The organism is Lewinellaceae bacterium (genome assembly GCA_020636105.1).
Classification (GTDB): Bacteria; Bacteroidota; Bacteroidia; order Chitinophagales; family Saprospiraceae; genus BCD1.
Genome location: JACJYL010000002.1, coordinates 606,958 through 625,394, shown reverse-complemented (window position 1 = coordinate 625,394; position 18,437 = coordinate 606,958). Strand labels below are relative to the sequence as shown.

The following is an 18,437-nucleotide window of genomic DNA, read 5'->3' as shown; positions in this document are numbered from 1 at the left end:
ACATCAAACAACCTGGAACAATCTGAAACAACATGAAACACCTGGAACACCTGAAACAACCTGAAACAGATAAAACAGGAGTGCCAATTAATATTTAACCCAAAATGCAATGAAACGAGAAAAACTAAAAACGCTGTCCGCAATCATGAGCCTCCTTTATATGGCTATCGGGTCAGGGATTTATGCTCAATCCATTTTGCCTCAAATTAACGGAGATCCCGTTTACCTGACTGAAGAAGTATTCATTGCCGGCGGCTGCTTTGACGTTTCCAATGCTGCTGTCTCGGGAGGATTTGGAGCCGTGGGCACTTTTTCAAACGGGGAAAATTCCATAGGCATTTCCTCGGGGATTATTTTATCAACCGGAAGTGTGCTGAATGCTTCGGGTCCCAATACCCAGACCAATTACACCACCAATTTTAACAACAATAATGCTGACCCTGACCTTGAGCAGATAATCGACAATCCTGTTATTCCCCTTATGGATGTAGCCATTTTGGAGTTTGACTTTACGCCTACATCGGATTACGTAACCTTTGAGTATGTGTTTGCCTCCGAGGAATACTGTGATTTTGTCAATACTTTATATAATGATGTATTTGGGTTTTTTATCAGCGGGCCCGGAATAAACGGATCTTTTTCCAACAATGCTGAAAATATAGCATTGGTTCCGGGTACCGCAGATTTTGTGGCCATCAACAATATCAATCATCTGACGAATGCTTCCTATTACATTGATAATGTTCCCCTCGACGATCCGCAGGTGAGCAGCTGTCCGGGCGGGTATCCCAATTCAAGTGGCGCAGCCGTAAATGCCATTGAATTTGACGGATTTACACAAGTCCTTACCGCCTCGTCTCCGGTGATTCCTTGTGAAACTTACCACATCAAACTGGTGATTGGGGATGTCACCGACGGGCAATACGATTCGGCGGTTTTCCTGGGAGCCAATAGTTTTGAAGCGGGAGAAACAGTGGTGGTAGAGGCTATTTCCCCGGCTACCGGCTCCAACCTTATTTTTGAAGGGTGCGGAGATGCTTATTTTTTATTTCAACGCTTTGGCACTGACCTCAATGTGCCCCTGACGGTTGATTTTGTAATAGCTGCCAATTCAACGGCTGTTCCAGGGGTAGATTACGAGCCCATCCCTTTGTCGGTAACTTTCCCCCAGGGAGTCTCAAGTGTTACTTTGCCGCTTCAAATATTTTCGGATGATATGGTGGAAGGGCAGGAGTCTTTGGGGATAGAGCTTGAATCTGCCTGTTCCTGTTTTACCACTTTTGCCGAATTTATTATTGAAGACGGTTCGCCGCTTGACGGCAATTTAGCGTCTATTGGCCTTTGCGGCAGTGAAACGATTGTGATGCAACCAGCATTGGAAGGAGGAATAGAACCTTATGAATATGCCTGGAGCACCGGAGAATCTTCTTCTCAAATAACGTTTGTTCCAACCCATTCAGAAACGATAACCCTGCTGGTGACAGATGCCTGTGGAAGTAGCCTGGAATTGCTTTCGGAAATCTCATTTACCGAACCACCCATAGCAATACTGAGTGGTGGGGTTGAATATTGCGGGGAGCAATCAACCGGATCGCTTAGCGTTGAAGTCACAGGAGAAGGACCCTGGGAGCTGTCTTACCGTATTGATGAAGTGCTTCAACCGGTCATTACTTTGCAGAACAGTCCGTTTTATTTTCAAGGGGCGGAACCTGGAATTTATACTTTGGACCATATTGAATACAATGGCTGTTCAGGTTCAGTAAGTGGAACCGGAACCGTTACGATTAACGATCTTGCGATGTCGGCCTCGGTGGCAGATAATTTTTGTTTTGGTCAAAACGCGGGGAGTATAACCCTTGAAATTTCAGGAGGCGATCCCCCGTATGTTGTGGACTGGAGCAATGGGGCGGGCAATGTTTGGATCCAAACTGATCTTCCTGCAGGGAACTATCCTGTTTCTGTTATGGATGCCGGGGGATGTATGATCGAAGAGACTTTTATTATTGAAGCGCCTTCCCCTCTTGAAGTGGACTTTGCCGTTCAATCAATAAGCTGTTTTGGTGCCAATGACGGTTCCCTTACCATTCTGCCTTCGGGTGGCGATCCGCCCTATTCTTACAGTATAAATGATATTGCATTTCAAAATGAGCCAACCTTTGGAAATTTGACCGCCGGAGGTTACGAAATCCACCTCAAAGATGCCCATGATTGTCAAATCGATGGTTTTGTGTTTATTGATGAACCGGCATTATTAGCCGTTTCTGTGGAATATGAATCACCTGTTTGCCTTGGAATGCATGACGGCTATATACTGGTGAATGCCACCGGCGGGTCGGGAGATTACAGGTATCGTCTGGATGAGGGAGTATTACAAAATGATCCTTTATTTGCTGATTTGCCTGCCGGGTATTATACACTCGAAGTATCGGACACTCAAGGTTGTCAGGAGGTTTTTATGATTGATCTGGTCTCATCGCCACCCTTTTTAACCTCACTGATTCTTACCCCTTCAACCTGCCCGGGAGTACCCGAAGGAGTGATCGAAGTGGTGACCGCCGGAGCGTTGGGACAACCGGTTTACAGTTTAAATGGAAATGCCTACCAGGAAGTAAATGTCTTTTCGGAATTAAGTGCTGGCACCTATGTCATTTCCGTAATGGATGAAAGTGGTTGCGTGGTAACGCTGGAAGCCCTACTCACGGAACCGGAATGGCCGGCACCGGAGATCACAGGAAACGCTCAGATGTGCACAGGAACTACCCAAGAACTTAGTATTATCGGTAGTGATCAATATTACTGGAGCACCGGTGCGCAAGGGAACTTAACAGTAATAGTGGAAGGTGGGCATTATGAAGTTACCATAGTGGATGAAAACGGTTGTTTGAGTTTTGCTGACTTTTGGGTAGAAGAAATTCCGGAGCCAGTGGTGCAAATTATCGGGGATAACATTTTATGCCCCGGCGAGACCAGCCTGCTCACCCTGAATGAAAATTTCGAGGAAGTGATTTGGTCAGACGGAACTTCTGGTTCCGCTTTTGAAGTTCTGACTCCGGGAACGGTTAGCGTTACCGTCCTGGATCAAAATGGGTGTATCGGCCACACGAGCGTTAATGTTTATCAGAATGATATTCCTCCGGCGAATATTACCGGTTCCCTGAGCATTTGTGAGGAAGGAACTACATGGCTTGGGTTAACACAGCCTTACGCTTCTTACTTATGGTTCGACGGTTCGGAGGAATCTACCTTAATGGTTGAAACGCCCGGCACATTCAGTGTCATAGTAAATGATATAAATGGCTGTATGTCAGTAGATTCCGTAATGGTAGAGGTAGCAACCTCCCTGAGCCCGGTCATTTTCGGGGAGGAAGGCATTTGCCCCGGGGATTCTGTTGTGCTGGCCACTGGTTACGGGTTTAGTTCCTACCTTTGGTCAAATGGGGATTCCACTAATTCAATAGTGATCACGGCGCCGGGAATCTATTCAGTGACCGTTGATGATGGGAATAATTGTACAGGAGAAGCTTCACTGGTGGTGGGAGATTATCCTCCCGTGGCTCCACAAATTATGGGGGAGCAGTCATTTTGTTCTCAAAGTTTTACCACCCTTTATTTGTCCAATGATTATGAACAATATTCCTGGTCGGATGGTGGTATTAACGCCTTTTTGCAGGCGGATGCTCAGGGGTGGTATGGTGTTACCGTAACAGATGATCATGGTTGTGTTGGCAGTGATACTGTTTTTGTGTCGGAACAATTGCCTTCCTCTTCGTTTACCGAACAAACCATTTGTGCTGGCGAAACATGGTTGTTCAACGGTGATTTCATCAGTCAGACCGGAACCTATTTTGATACCCTTTTTAATGCTTCCACCAATGGTTGTGACAGCATTTTGGTATTGGAGCTGGAAGTGTTGCCGCCGGTTTTGGATACCCTTTTCGTGGTCATTACCGAAGGCGATCATTTCCCATTTGGGAATCAATTACTTACCAACCCAGGCATTTATTCCGATACGTTGAGTACACTTGTCACTTCCTGTGATTCTATTCTAGTGTTAATCCTTGAGGTACAAGAATATTTTTCCGTTTCGGACACCCTTTATTTTTATTTGTGTGAAGGGGAAGAAGTTCTTTTTAATGGGCTTTCTTACACGTATTCGGGGACTTTTTTGGACACCCTCTTCAGTGAGGTGGAATATCTTCCGGATAGTATTTTTGTGATAAACATTGAGGTGAGGACGCCGGTAGTGGAGCATCAAAAATATGAACTTTGCCGGGGCGACAGTATTTATCTCGATGGGCAGTGGCAGTTTGATCCCTATATTTCCAGGGATACCTTGTCCAATATTTTCGGGTGTGACAGTATTGTGGTGAAGGAACTTGAGTTTTCGGATTTACAGGTTGAAATAAGAGAAAAGGAACCTGTTTTATGTTTTGGAGAGGCTTCCGGGGTCATTGAAGCCGACATTTTCGGAAATACCGGACCTGTGACATTGATATGGAATAACGGAGCAACGGATCTGTTTTTGGAAAATATTCCGGCTGGCACCTACAGCCTTTGTGCCACAGATACTTTTGGGTGCAAGGTCAGTGCATCTATTGTCCTCGCTCAGCCGGACCCGATTGATGCTACGGTACATTCAGCCATTCAGTGCCAAACGCCAGAGGTAGCTTTATTGACCGTAGATACCGTTTATGGTGGGGTTGAGCCTTATCTTTTTGCTTTGGAGGAAGAAAAATTTCAGTTGGAATCCCAATTTATGATCCCTGCCGCTTCGGTACAGACTATGATCATTGAGGATGTCAATGGATGTCGGTTTGTGCTTCCGGACATTCAAATAGACAGCTTTTTGAGCCTGGAATCGTCTGCGGATTATTATTTCGTGGCGTTGGGTGATTCCGTTCAGCTCAAAGTGGTGCCCAATTTTGAACCCGGTTCTATAAAATGGGAAGATTCCCCTTTTCTAACTTGCCTGGATTGCCCTGATCCTTTTGCTTTTCCGGAGACATCGACTATCTTTTCGGTGCAAATGCAAACCCTTGACAGTTGTATGATCAAAAAGGAGATCACCGTTTTTGTCGATCAAATCCCGGATGTTTATGCACCGACGGCTTTTTCGCCTAATGGAGATGGGGTAAACGATCATTTTATCCTTTTTGCCTCCGAGGAAATCGTTTTGATCAAAAGGATGGACATTTTCGATCGCTGGGGAAATTTGGTTTTCCGCGGAGAAGATTTAACCCCCAACCAGGCGTCCGAAGGGTGGGACGGAACCTTTAAAGGAAAACCTTTGATTCAGGCTGTTTTTGTCTTCAAAGCCATACTGGAAAATACAAAGGGAGTTTATTTTAGCCACCAGGGCGAAGTGTTGCTCATCCGAAAATAAAACTTTTAAAAATTCACCACGTTGCTGAATTCTCCTTTCAGGAAAGATTCGACATTGTGTACAGTTTCTGCCATCAGTCGCTGGCGTGCTTCCCGGCTGGCCCAGGCAAGGTGGGGGGTGAGGAGGCAATTTTTCACCCCAATCAAAATGTGATTCCCGGCAGGGGGTTCCGTTGACAAAACATCCAATGCAGCCCCCGCGATGGTGCCGTTTTTCAGGGCTTCCTTCAGGTCGTTTTCCACGACGAACCCTCCGCGGGCGGTATTGATGAGTATGGCGGAAGGTTTCATTAATTGCAGGGTAGTTTTGCGGATCAGTCCGGCATTTTCTTCCGTTAAGGGAGCGTGCAGACTGAGGAAATCACTCTCCCTGAAAAGATTTTCTGTGTCCACAAAAGTGACGCCTTGCATTTTATCCCTTTCCGGGTGTTTGTGTTTGGCAATGACTTTCATGCCAAAAGCGAGCGCTATTTTGGCCACTGCCTGTCCGATCCTTCCAAAACCGTAAATGCCCATGGTTTTTCCGGAGAGTTCTGATACAGGATTTAAGGTGTAAGAAAAATCGGGGCAGCGGCTCCAGCCCCCGTTGTTTACGCTTTGGTGATGGGCAGCCACCTGGTTGGTAAAATCCAGCATCATCGCAAAAACATGCTGGGCTACACTTTCTGAGGAATACCCCTTGACATTACACACGGGAATATTTTTTTGCCGGGTAGCATCGATATCGATGTTATTATAACCGGTTGCTGTTACACAAATGCATTTCAGCTGCGGCAGCTGTTCCAACATTCCGACCGTGATCATCACCTTATTGACGATAAGTATTTCCGCTTCTTTTGCCCTTTCCAATACCTGGTCTTCAGGCGTTCTGTCATAAATGGTGATAGCCCCCAGGGCATCAAAATCACCCCAGTTCAGATCACCGGGATTAAGCGTATATCCGTCGAGAATGACAATGTTGGTTGAATTACTCAATAGGTAAGGATTTTTGATGTTTAATTTTTAAAATGGGTTGAAGTTTCTATATACTAAAAAGGGAATGTTCAAAGTTCCAGGTTCAAATTGAGCGCAGCGAAATCCCGTACCGTAGGTCGGGATGGTTCAAATGGTTCAAATGGTTCAAGTTGAGCGCAGCGAAATCGTACCGTAGGTCGGGAGGGTTCAAAGGGGCTTCAATCTCGCTCAATCTCGCTCCATCCGTCCTTTAACCTTTAACCTTCAGTCTTTAACCTTTTAAACTTCCCTTCATTTCTTCTCCACCCTTGTCAGGATCATCTCCCTGGCAATCTCAAAAATTTCCTGTTCATCCTCACTTTCTGCTATCAGTTTGTCGGTGGTGATGAGCTCAGTGAAATACTTTTTTTGATCAAAGGTATTGACGAATTCACTGTTGAAATAGAAAAAAACGTTGTCAAATTCCGTGCATCGGAGCAGTTGGTAAGTATCTTCCCTGGGGTCAAAAACCACGGCGAGGTAGTTTTTTTTCTCCCCCTGGTATTCCAGCATTAACAGGTTTGGGTAATCAAAATACGGTGCATTCCAGTATCCGAAGAGATTGGCCTCGAAAAGTGGGTAATAATAATGGGTCGCCTTCAGATCGTGGGCTAAAAACAGCTGTTGGATTTTTTTGAGTTTTTGTTCCATTTTGAAAAGTGGAATCTCTGCCTCATCCAATCCATTGAATTCGATCCATTGATTGGTTTTTAGGTTATAATAATCGACCGGGCCGATCCTCAGTTTATAGTCAAAACGAGTATTGCCCGGAACGACATAACCAGGGTAGAAAAAATCAAAATCGTTTTTTATGCAAAAAATGATCTCCAGCAAAACGGTAAAAAGACCGAGGCTATGTTTGTGGTAGTCGTGGTCGTAAACGCCAAGGATGCTGGCGGCACTTTTTTCACCCAGGTCAAAAAAGCTGAAAGCGATGAGTTTGTCGCCGTCGTACACCAGGGTTTCAAAGGTGTTGTAGATATTGCCGTCGAAACCTTCGTGAAGGGAGTCTTCCAGTGTCGGGGCCAGTTGCCCGGGGAAACTCTGTTTGTATTTTTGGTAAAGGGCTTCTTTTTCAGGAGTAATTTGGACCGGCTGAAACCTGATGTCAAAGGCACTGTAATTCCGGCGGATGATCTTGCGCAGGCTTTTGCTGAATTCGTAATTCTTTAGAGAGAGCCTCACCCAGAGTGCCGAAAAAAACTGGTCGTGGAAGCAAAGAAAATGAGTGGTGAAGATACTTTGTCCCATGCGATACCAGCCATTAGCGAGGTAAATGTCCAATTCTTCGGGGGATAGACTTTCAGGATACCGTTTCTCTCCAAACATGAATTTCTGTATAAAATTTTCTACGAATAATCCTCCAACAACAAAAACGGAAAGAACGTTCACCGGGCGTGTCCAAATGCCGTCAATGGAGTGTTAAGGAACTAAAAAATATTTTTTAGTTCAACGGATCGCTTGAATTTTTTAAGGCTCTAATTTATCCCGTTTCGAGCCGAAAACACATAAATCAGAATATTTTTTTTGAAAATTCGTATAAAGGGCCGCTTTTGGCAAACAGACGATCCACTTTTTCGGAAACGCCATTGTCCGGGATCAGGGGAGGCGCATGATGGGGTTTGGTGCGGGAGTCAATGATGAGTGATCCCAGGCAGCCCCAGTGTTTGTGTCGGGTAAATGGAGAAATTCCATGGATGTCCTCTGCAGGATTGGCCCGGGTAAAGGTGGCCCACAGGAAATTATTGAGTTGATTGGAAACAAAGCTACTGTCATCCACCAAAATAATGAGGGGAATGTGGCTTAGGTCATATCCGTTCAGCTGAGAGCTTAATTTATGGATGTCATGGGGAACATTTTGCTTTGTATATTCCGGTCCCTGGACGCACAAAATACCCGGCTGGACAAAACGGGGTTTACCAAAACCTTCTCTTAGGATAAAGTCATCCGGTAAAACGGCCTTTAAATCCCGTTTTTTTGGTCCGGCGGCGGCAATGACGACCTTGGATCCTGCGTTCCATCCGCTGCCTGAGTAATCCAGGGTGTCAATGGTGGTTTTGGTTTGAAAATGAAGATCCCTGCGCCAGTCCACTCTTTCCAGGACATGACTCAGAAACGCAGGAATATCGTGGGTGGTTAAATTCGGTACTTCCGTGTCTGTGGCGGCGATGAAGAGGAATTTTGCCAGGGAGGTTTGTCCGCTGCCGAGGATGCGGTTTGCCTGGGTGAGGATTTCCTCAGGAACTGCTTCCCCGCCACGGAATGGCATGTATCGTTCACTGCCAATAGCCAACAAAAGCGGGTGTACCCCTGCCGCGTCCACGGCATGAATTTCTTTTACGCCGGGGAACTCTTGCGGACCCAGCTCTTCGACGAGTTTGTGAATCAGGTAGCCGAAGCCCGTATCTTCAGCCGGAGGCCTTCCGACTACCGTAAAATGCCAAATAGCATCCTTTCGGTGATAAACTTTATCCACCTTCATGACCGGAAAATCGTGGGTGAGGCTGTAATAGCCCAGGTGATCCCCAAACGGGCCTTCCGGCTTTTTCATCATTTTGTCTATCGTGCCCGTGATTACGAAATCAGCGTCAGCGGAAAGGACATGCCCGCCTCTCTCCACATAACCAAAACGTTTGCCGCCAAGCAATCCTGCAAAAATGACTTCGGACAAGTCTTCTGGTAAAGGCATTATGGCTGAAAAAGTATGAGCTGGAGGCCCCCCTACAAATATGGAGGCCCGGAAAGGTTGATCACTGTTTAAATATTGGGTATGATGGTTGCCGATCCCTCTATGCAGCTGGTAATGCAAACCGATCTCTTCATTGGGAATGTACTCATTTCCCGAAAGTTGAATGCGGTACATTCCTATATTGGAATCCATTATTTTGGTACTGCCAGGGGGCTGGGTAAAAACCTGGGGCAAGGTGATGAATGCGCCACCATCATCCGGCCATGATTTCACCTGCGGCAATTGGTCTATAGTGGTTATGCCTTGCATTATAGGCGCGCCGAGACGTCGTCGTTTGCGCGGAAGGGAGTTGAGGGCCGTAAAAGGAGTGCCCGCATAACGAAAGGGCTTTTTTAAAAAACGCGTCGGATCGACTTTTAACTCGATCAGCCGTTTGACTTTTTCAAGAGTGTGTCTGAAAATAAAATCGGTACGTTCATTGGTACCGTATAGGTTGGAAACTGCCGGAAACGGACTTCCCTTGACCTTCTCGAATAAAATGGCGGGCCCCTGAACATCGAATATCCTGCGATGGACCTCTGCCATTTCCAGGTCTGGATCGAGTTCAGTGGTTATCCTGATCAGTTTACCGTGTTTTTCAAGATCTTTTACGCAAGCCCTTAAACTTGTGTGTCCTTGGTTCAGCATGTTCAATTCTTAAGTTTATCAAACTTTAATAAAAATCTTTCGCTTGTATAAAAAGAGTAAGATGAGCCAAAAAACGGCAATGTGAGCCAGGGCAAAAAGTAACGATCCGTTCATAGCTCCGAATACAGGTTTAAACCATTCTGAATAAATAAAGTTGTATGCATTTTGGGGAGTTCCGTCATCCCCCGGGATTTTTATCAGGAAATATATTTTCACCCACAGGATGGACAAAAGGTAAACGAACAGGGCATTGCTGCCGAAAACCACAAAAGGAAAGGTCCATCCCTGCCATTTTTTTATATCGATGATCCAATAACACAGGGCGAGAACCAGCATGGCGATGCCTCCGGTATACAATACAAAGGAGCTCGTCCAAAGCGATTTATTTATCGGGAACCAAAAGCTCCAGATCAGGGCCAGAATAATGGAGGATACTCCTCCCAAAACCATTCGTTGAACGGCAAGGTTTTGAGTGGCTGACTTTTGGAGGATGGCCCCGGTCAAATAGCCCATCATGACGGTGACCACAGCAGGTAGGGTACTCAGCAATCCTTCAGGGTCAAAAGCTATGCCTTTGCCTTGCCACAGGTGGTTTGCTCCGAAGAGGAAGAGATCGACCTTTCTGACCAGGTTGTCTTCCAGGGTGTAATAACCGGAATCAACGCCCCATCTCAAAAGTGCCCAATAGCCCAGGAGCATTAAAATGCCCAGTCCTGCCAGCTTTTTAAAATCTTTTACAGAAAGGCAAATTAAACTTCCCAGTCCGTAAGCCAGGGCGATGCGCGGCAATACGCCCATGATACGAAGGTGATCGATGGGCTTATTGTAAAACGGGAAATAGTGAAGTAAGAAACCTATCAAAAAAATGAGAATGGTCCGTTTAATGATTTTTCCGGCCGATGACTTGTTCAGTTCGTGGTCAAATTTGGAAAAAGCAAACCAGACGGAGACCCCGACGATAAAAAGGAAAAAAGGAAAAACCAGGTCAGTAGGAGTACAACCATGCCAGTCGGCATGCCTCAGTGGTGGATAAACAGCGGACCAGCTGCCGGGAGTATTGACGAGGATCATCCCCGCAATGGTGGCTCCCCGAAAAACGTCAAGTGATTTTAAGCGCATAATTTCGGGTTTTTTATGATTGCCAAATATAGCGAATTATTCTTCCTGTGGACGTACTATGGTGGAATCAAAATGTTCAAAAATCAGACTTTCACAAAAACCGATATAATCTTTGGAAGCTATTTTTGCCTTTTGTATATTTTCTTCCAGTTTTTTTTGTTCCGCCCGGGGCAGACGGCTGGTTTTAAGGATGTCCGGTAAATCGATTTGCAGAAACCTGAGGAAAAAGATCTGCTTTTGTACTGCAATGGCACTTTTGCCGGGGTCAGGAGCGTCGAGTAATTTTTTTGCTGTCTCAAAATGCTGGGGGACTTTCGCCAGTTCCACCGAGATGAGACGCAGGTTTTTTAAGGTGTCAGGAGAAGCACCGGTGAGATTGATAAAAAAAGGGGTAAGGTCAAAAGCGGAAGGGTCACTGAAGTAATTTTCCCAGAATTGTTTTTTAGCCTGGATATTTTCCAGCTCCGTTTTCCAGATTTCAAATTCAGTCGTTTCGAGTTTTGTGGAATCGATATTTGCCAGTTTTTTCGTGAATTGCTCCAGAAAGGCAATGTGCTGTTCAATGGAATCTCCCTGATTTATTTTCATAGGACCGGGATTTTCCCAGCCCGGGAAGGCCGTATTCAAATCGGTGTGGTAATTGACCAGGATCTTCTTTAGTTTATTGCTTTCCTTGCAGGAGGAACTCAGTAAAAACAGGAGGAACAGGGTTAACCATTTTGTTTTGGTCATTAAAATCAGGTTTGGGAGGTGAATGGAAAAATTATTCATCCATTGTTTTGATGATTTCCAGGGCTAAATGGTAGGCCTTGTCAAGTTGCTCTTCAGGGGTCAGGAAAGTATTGTCAATGACAATGGCATCGTCTGCTTTTTTTAAAGGGCTGTCTTCCCTGGTCGAATCGATATGATCACGTGAGATCAGGTTCTCGCGTACAGATTCTGGGGACGCTTCTATGCCTTTCATTTTGAGTTCTTCAAAACGGCGGCGTACCCGCTCCTCCACTGAGGCCGTGAGAAATATTTTGAGTTCAGCATCAGGAAATACCACGGTGCCGATATCCCTGCCGTCCATTACAATTCCTTTGGCTGCTCCGATGGCTCTTTGTTGCAGCACGAGGAAACGTCTTACGGCGGAAATGGCTGAAACAGGACTTACCTTTTGGGAGACATACATTTCTTTGATTTCGTCTTCCACGTCGGTTCCATTGAGGAGCGTACGGTTTTCTTGGCCGCTGGTATCGAATTGAATAGTGATATGTTTAAGGGCTTTTTCTACGGCTTCAGGGTTATTGATGTCTATGCCATGTTGAATAAAATAAAGGGTTATAGCCCGGTACATGGCCCCTGAGCTGATGTAGGTATAACCCAGTTTCATGGCGAGTTCCTTGGAGAGTGTCGTTTTGCCACACGAGGAATGGCCATCAATGGCGATGATGATTTTCTGCATTATTATTATTTTCCGGGGTAAAGATAACTTCACTCAAATTAAATTTCTAATGGACCAAAGTATATTTTGAATGGAGCTTAATTCAAATCCTCCAACACCATTTCCCAAAGGGTCTCAAAAGGCAAAATTTCCAGTCCGTGATGGTTGGATCGGTAATAAAAAGGCTGGTTTCTCAACCTCGAATAGTATTTGTCGGCGAGCCTGAGATCATCCATCCTATAGGTTGCTTTTTTTAAGATGGTTAACAACTTGATCAATTGAACCGGCCTGTGAAAATGCTCTTTTTCCAGCTGGTGGTTTGCCATATAATTGAGGTGGGTAATGAGCTCATTGGCACTTTCATATTTGTGCTGCCGGATGAAAAATAAAGCAGTGAGAATCTTTTTTAAAATTTCGAAGGTTCTCAGTTTTTTGGGAAATGCAGTTTTGTCGGCCAGATAGGTTTCCAGGTGGTAACTGGTTTGATTGACCGATTTGAGTAAAATAGGGTCAAACTGTTTAACTTCCAGTATATATTGCATATAAGCATTGAAAAGTTTCCATTTTTCTTTGTTATCGGCATCCAGCTTTTTGAAAGCCGGGTTGGAAATGATATTATTGAAAATGGCAAAAGCCTGGAAATAGTTTCTCGAATGAATGGCGAGAAGCAGGTAGATTTCCATAAAGTCAAACCATTCCTGTACGTCATTTGGAAGCTTGGGAAGCCATTCCTCCATATGGTTTTTTCCCCTTGAATAATCCTGCAGATGCAGGAAAGCGGTTATTTTTTTTACATAATACAGGTATATGTCTTTTTGTGGGAAATATTGGCTATGATTCAGCAGGTATTGTTCAGCCTGAATGCAGACTTCGATCATGGAATCATAATCTGCTTCCAGTTCGTATCGGATTATCCAGACGTTAAACATATTCCGGAAAATGGTGGGCGAATCATTGATTTCGGAAAGCCGCACCAGTTCATGGCAAATATCCTCAAGGTGGTCCGGCAATTTCTCGGGTTTGGAGTAGATTTTACCGGAAAGCAAATACGCTTTTTGGTATAGTTCAATCGATCTGTTTTCTTTTTCTGAAATTGAACTATATTCTTTTTCCAATGCCACGTATTTTTCAAATTCTTTTTCATTCTTATTACGGGCTGCATGACCCCGAAGATCTCTCATGCAGTTGAGCGAAATGTCTGTAAATTTAAATTTAAGGGAAATGTTCAACAATTGCCTGGTGAGTGATTCAGCGATAAGGAAGGCATCGTTTGCCATCAATATTTTAACCTGAGCCCATTCTTTTTGACAATTAAAATAAGCCCGGTCGTACCCTGAAGTTACGGGCTGGTTGGGTTCAATCAGGAAAATGGTATTCAGCAGGCGTTGCCGGAAACGACTTTTTAATTTGCGGTACTTGGGATCCTGGGGCGAGCTTTCATAAAGGTAGAATGCAGCATCCCTGTCATTTTTGAATTTGCTTCCTGTGATGCCTTCGAAGAATTCATTGATTTTGCTCTGTTTATTCAAAACATATTCATCGAGCACTTCAAGTTTGACTACCTTCTTCCGCGTAACGATTTTAGATAGCTCTATTAACTTTTTCATCTAACCGGGTTTACACAATTAACATTAATGGCAGCTGAAGACAACTACCGAAAAGGTGAGATTGGTTTGTTCTTTGTTATAAAATTCGGTTGATGGAATGAACTGTCAAGTTCAAGCTTTTTTATGAAAACTCCAAAATTGTGACGCTACATTTTTGAATCACCCATAAAAAAAGCTTTACAGAAACTAAATCCTGTAAAGCTTTTTTAACCCTAAAACCAAAAGGAAAAGGGAAGTTTAAATTTTAGTATTCATCTTCATTGAACAGGAAGTCATCTTTACGCGGGTAATCCGGCCAGATATCTTCCATATTTTCGTAAATTTCTCCTTCATCTTCCATTTCCTGAAGATTTTCAATGACTTCTAATGGCGCCCCGGAACGAATGGCGTAATCGATCAATTCATCCCTCGTTGCAGGCCATGGTGCATCTTCAAGGTTATAAGCAAGTTCTAATGTCCAATACATAATAATATATCTGAATATTTAATAAATTTTTTGAATTTTCGGCAAAACTAAGCAATTTGTACCATTAAGTCAACCCCTAAAAAAATATTTTTTTAATGAGTTGAAAATGAGGTGTTTATGATTATTTTTTGAAATAAAATGATTGCTTTTTTTATTTTGTTCTTTTAAAAATAAAGGAATAGGATGAAACAGGGGGCTATTTATTTATAACTACCGATTATTTCAAATTTTGAATTCCTGAATTCGCGGGGTATCCAACCGATTTCGATAGAATTGACCGGTCCGGTTGGATCGCAGATATAATAGTTCTTTCCTTTGAATTGAATGGCATCGCCACCCTCTTCAGGAGAAAAAGACACGGCTATGGTCAGGTGTTCCGGGTAAGCAATAATGAGCATTGGCAGGTCGAGTAATTCTTTAACCAAACGGTAGAATAAAGCGGAACGATCTTCACAATCGGAGAATGGGTAGTGAAAGACTTCCTCAGCGATCATGGGTTTGCTGTCTCCGAAATATTCCTGGTCTTTTTTATACCTAAAAGAGGATCGGGTAAACGCGACGAGAAATTCCAGGGATTCGGTTTCGCTTTTTCCTTTCAGGAATACTTTCAACTGGGGGATGAGAGAATTTTCTACGGTTTCGGAGAAGGGAACCTCCAGATATTCGTTTTCGGCAAAAATAGGGTAGTCGTCCATCAATTGCTTGATGCGTTTGTCCACCTTTACATTGATCTGATATTGTTGCCCCTTAAAACCAAAACTGAAACTCCGCGTCTCCTGATTGGGATGAAAGCGGGGAAGGCTCTCGAGATAAAAATTAAAGGAATGACCCTTTGGACCGGGAGTGAAATTCAACATATAAATCCCTTGTTTCAGTTTCTTTTTCAACCCGATACCGGAGAGGTTGACGAAGGTTTTTCCATCATCATCTATCATGGGGATTTCAAATAATTCGTCTACTGTAAATACGTAAACAAAAACATTGTCGCCGCTATACGCCAATCGGGTATTCCAGCCTTTTTTGGACAATAAAAACCAGGTAGTAAGTTCCACCTGTGTATCGGATCCGGCAGGGTAGAACCCACTGACAGCAGCTTTCATGAGTTTGTAATACAGCCAGTCGTTGAGATTGTATTCTTTTTGAAATTTATCGAGTTCATCCAGAATGATGTAAAAAGAGGATTTTTCCAGCCTTTTGTAATAATCCACCATATTTTCTTCTTCCACGGCACCTGTAAACCTTATATTCATGTCGCTGTGAAAGAGCAAGGGGATTTGTTCCCCATAAAATTCAACGATCACCTTTTCTATGGCGGGCGTTTCGGTGGATTGGATGGCGTCAGAAGAGATGACTGACATCGCAGGAACCACTGTCAATAAAATGACCGATAAACTGAGGATAATCTTATTTTTCACGGGTTTAACATTAAAATTAAAAAAGCGCATCCCAACAAACATAGTTAAGATACGCTTTAATTTGTATTTTTATTATTCCGGATGTCAAATTAGCGACTACAAAATTAACATGGAATCTCCGTAGCTGTAAAATCTGTATTTTTCTTTAATTGCTTCGTGGTAGGCTTCCCGGATCACTTCTGTACCTCCAAATGCTGAGATCATGATAAATAAACTCGATTTTGGAAGATGGAAATTGGTGATCATACTGTCGGCGATGGTAAAATCATAAGGTGGATAAATAAATTTATTGGTCCACCCTTCCGCCGTTTTAAGCCTTGAATTGGCAGAAATGGCCGTTTCGATAGAACGCATGGAAGTGGTGCCAACGGAGCATACCCTGTGGTTTCCCGCTTTAGCTTTGTTTACAACATTTGCGGCCTCTTCGGTGATCTGGAAGTATTCGGCATCCATTTTGTGTTTGGAAAGATCTTCCACCTCGATGGAGCGGAAAGTGCCCAGACCGATATGAAGTGTAATTTCAGCAAAGTCAACGCCTTTGATCTCCAGTCGTTTCATCAGTTCCCTGCTGAAATGCAGTCCGGCAGTAGGGGCCGCCACTGCACCCGTTTCTTTGGCATATACGGTTTGGTAACGCTCTTTGTCAATAGCCTCTACAGGACGGGTGATGTATTTTGGCAGTGGAGTATTACCCAGAAGATCCAGATCATTGCGAAACTCTTCTTCAGAGTTATCGTACAAAAACCGAATGGTCCGACCTCTTGAGGTAGTATTGTCCACTACTTCAGCAACGAGGATGTCGTTATCGTCCTTGTCCGTAAAGTAAAGCTTGTTTCCTACCCTGATTTTTCTGGCCGGATCGACCAGCACATCCCACAGACGGGCTTCCTTGTTGAGTTCGCGAAGCAGGAAAACTTCGATCTGGGCCCCTGTTTTTTCTTTCCTTCCAAATAGCCTGGCAGGATAAACTTTGGTGTTGTTGAATACCATGACGTCTCCTTCGTCAAAATATTCCAGCATGTCTTTGAATATTTTATGCTCAATAACTCCCGTATCTTTGTGGACGACCATCATACGGGCTTCATCACGATTATCTGAAGGATATTGGGCAATTAATTTCTGGGGAAGATTAAAGTTAAATTGTGACAGTTTTGTCCGCATTACTTATTTTTTTTAGAAAATGATGTGCAAAGATAAAAATTGGCAGATAAAAAAGGACATTTCATCTAATCATTTGACCCTTTTTTCGTAATCATATTAACTTCGCTCAACCTCCAAAAGTTTAATTATGGGTACAATTTTAAAAATTATTAGAGAAGCGGTCCTGCAGGCCTTCCAGCAGTTGAGTGCAAACAAGCTTCGTTCCTTTCTCTCTTTACTGGGGATTTCCATAGGAATCTTTAGTATCATTGGGGTACTGGCGGCCGTGGATTCGCTGGAAGATAACGTCAAAGGGAGCCTTGATAAATTGGGGAATGACGTAGTTTATGTATCAAAGTGGCCCTGGGCAGATATGAGCGGCGACTGGTGGAAATACATGAAACGTCCCGAACCTACCTTTACGGATTATGAGGTGATAGACAACAAGGTTAACCTTGCAGAACTGACCAGTTACAGTGTGGGCTTGGGGAGAAAAACCCTAAAACATGGATCGAGCAGTGTAGATGGTGCCTTTTTGGTGGGAATTTCCAATGAATATGGAGAATTGTTCAGCCTCGAATTTGAAAAAGGGCGATACTTTTCTTCTAACGAGTACCTGAGAGGAGCCAATAAGGTGATACTGGGCAGTAACATTGCAACCAATCTTTTTGGCCCTATCGATCCTATAGGGCGGGAGATTAAAATGGAAGGTAAAAAATACGAGGTGATCGGGGTTATTGAAAAATCCGGAGATGCTTTGTTGAAAATAATGGACTATGACGAGGCTATTTTAGTGAGTTACCCAACCGCCGCCAAACTCGCCAATTTAAAATCTTCCCGAAACTTTGGAACGACTATCGCCGTGAAGGCAAAACCCGGGGTTAACCTGGAAGATCTCAAAGATGAGATCAAAGGCGTCGTACGGGCCAGTCACCGGTTGAAACCACGCGCCGAGGAAGATTTTTCCCTCAACCAGATGTCCATGCTGGCAGCGCTGCTGGATAACTTTTTTGTGGTATTGAATATCCTCGGAATCGTTATTGGCATCTTTTCTTTCCTGATTGGAGGGGTGAGCGTGGCCAATATCATGTTCGTATCCGTAAAGGAAAGAACGTCGATCATCGGAGTCAAAAAAGCATTGGGTGCTAAAAAGCGCATCATTCTGCTTGAATTTTTGATCGAATCCACCATTTTATGTGTCATCGGCGGTATAATGGGGCTTATCATCATACAGGTGGCGACAATGATCCTGACTAAAGTGTTGGAATTTGAACTCTATATGGATATAACCAATATTTTAATGGGACTGGGCGCGTCGATATTTGTGGGAATCATCTCCGGGTTTATCCCTGCGCTGCAGGCCTCCAATATGGATCCTGTGGAAGCGATGAGGAAGTAATAAATGTAAAATGCAAAACGCAAAATGTAGAACCCGCCTGCCAAGGCACACCGGCAGGTTTTAAATTTCTGTTTCAAATCGGACATAAAAATTCCCCCAATTTGAAAAACCAGG

12 protein-coding genes are annotated in these 18,437 nt (G+C 43.9%); 2 read left to right on the top strand and 10 right to left on the bottom strand.

Annotated features, from left to right (window positions below):
- Positions 1-109 precede the first annotated feature (109 nt).
- Positions 110-5,383: a choice-of-anchor L domain-containing protein gene (locus H6571_19765; GenBank protein MCB9325986.1), complete on the top strand. Its 5,274-nt coding sequence runs from the start codon at positions 110-112 to the stop codon at positions 5,381-5,383.
- Between the two features lie 5 nt (positions 5,384-5,388).
- On the opposite strand, the gene H6571_19760 is transcribed toward H6571_19765, so the two are convergent.
- The 10 genes from H6571_19760 to queA all read right to left on the bottom strand — a co-directional run bounded on the left by H6571_19760 (position 5,389) and on the right by queA (position 16,945).
- Positions 5,389-6,357, bottom strand: coding sequence for a D-2-hydroxyacid dehydrogenase (locus tag H6571_19760; protein MCB9325985.1), 969 nt, complete (start codon positions 6,355-6,357; stop codon positions 5,389-5,391).
- Positions 6,358-6,627: 270 nt separating this feature from the next.
- Positions 6,628-7,704 carry an arginine-tRNA-protein transferase gene (locus H6571_19755; protein ID MCB9325984.1) on the bottom strand — a complete coding sequence of 359 codons (1,077 nt, stop codon included), beginning with the start codon at positions 7,702-7,704 and terminating at the stop codon, positions 6,628-6,630.
- 184 nt (positions 7,705-7,888) lie between these two features.
- Positions 7,889-9,751, bottom strand: a complete 1,863-nt coding sequence (locus H6571_19750) for a UbiD family decarboxylase (protein MCB9325983.1) — start codon at positions 9,749-9,751, stop codon at positions 7,889-7,891.
- Between the two features lie 18 nt (positions 9,752-9,769).
- Complete coding sequence (locus tag H6571_19745) at positions 9,770-10,870, bottom strand: DUF5009 domain-containing protein (protein ID MCB9325982.1); 1,101 nt, start codon at positions 10,868-10,870, stop codon at positions 9,770-9,772.
- A gap of 36 nt (positions 10,871-10,906) precedes the next feature.
- Positions 10,907-11,602, bottom strand: a complete 696-nt coding sequence (locus H6571_19740) for a hypothetical protein (protein MCB9325981.1) — start codon at positions 11,600-11,602, stop codon at positions 10,907-10,909.
- A gap of 31 nt (positions 11,603-11,633) precedes the next feature.
- Entirely contained in the window at positions 11,634-12,317 is a 684-nt protein-coding gene (locus H6571_19735; GenBank protein MCB9325980.1) for a (d)CMP kinase, read from the bottom strand.
- A gap of 77 nt (positions 12,318-12,394) precedes the next feature.
- The gene (locus H6571_19730; GenBank protein MCB9325979.1) at positions 12,395-13,903 is read right to left on the bottom strand and encodes a hypothetical protein; all 1,509 of its coding nucleotides are present in this window, start codon (positions 13,901-13,903) and stop codon (positions 12,395-12,397) included.
- A 244-nt stretch (positions 13,904-14,147) separates the two neighbouring features.
- Positions 14,148-14,369, bottom strand: coding sequence for a DUF2795 domain-containing protein (locus tag H6571_19725; protein MCB9325978.1), 222 nt, complete (start codon positions 14,367-14,369; stop codon positions 14,148-14,150).
- A gap of 200 nt (positions 14,370-14,569) precedes the next feature.
- The gene (locus tag H6571_19720) at positions 14,570-15,784 is read right to left on the bottom strand and encodes a hypothetical protein (GenBank protein ID MCB9325977.1); all 1,215 of its coding nucleotides are present in this window, start codon (positions 15,782-15,784) and stop codon (positions 14,570-14,572) included.
- Between the two features lie 96 nt (positions 15,785-15,880).
- Positions 15,881-16,945 (bottom strand): tRNA preQ1(34) S-adenosylmethionine ribosyltransferase-isomerase QueA, encoded by a 1,065-nt coding sequence (gene queA / locus H6571_19715; GenBank protein MCB9325976.1) that lies wholly within the window; start codon positions 16,943-16,945, stop codon positions 15,881-15,883.
- Between the two features lie 127 nt (positions 16,946-17,072).
- Here queA and H6571_19710 point away from each other — a divergent pair, with 127 nt between their 5' ends.
- Entirely contained in the window at positions 17,073-18,323 is a 1,251-nt protein-coding gene (locus H6571_19710; GenBank protein ID MCB9325975.1) for an ABC transporter permease, read from the top strand.
- Positions 18,324-18,437: the final 114 nt, after the last annotated feature.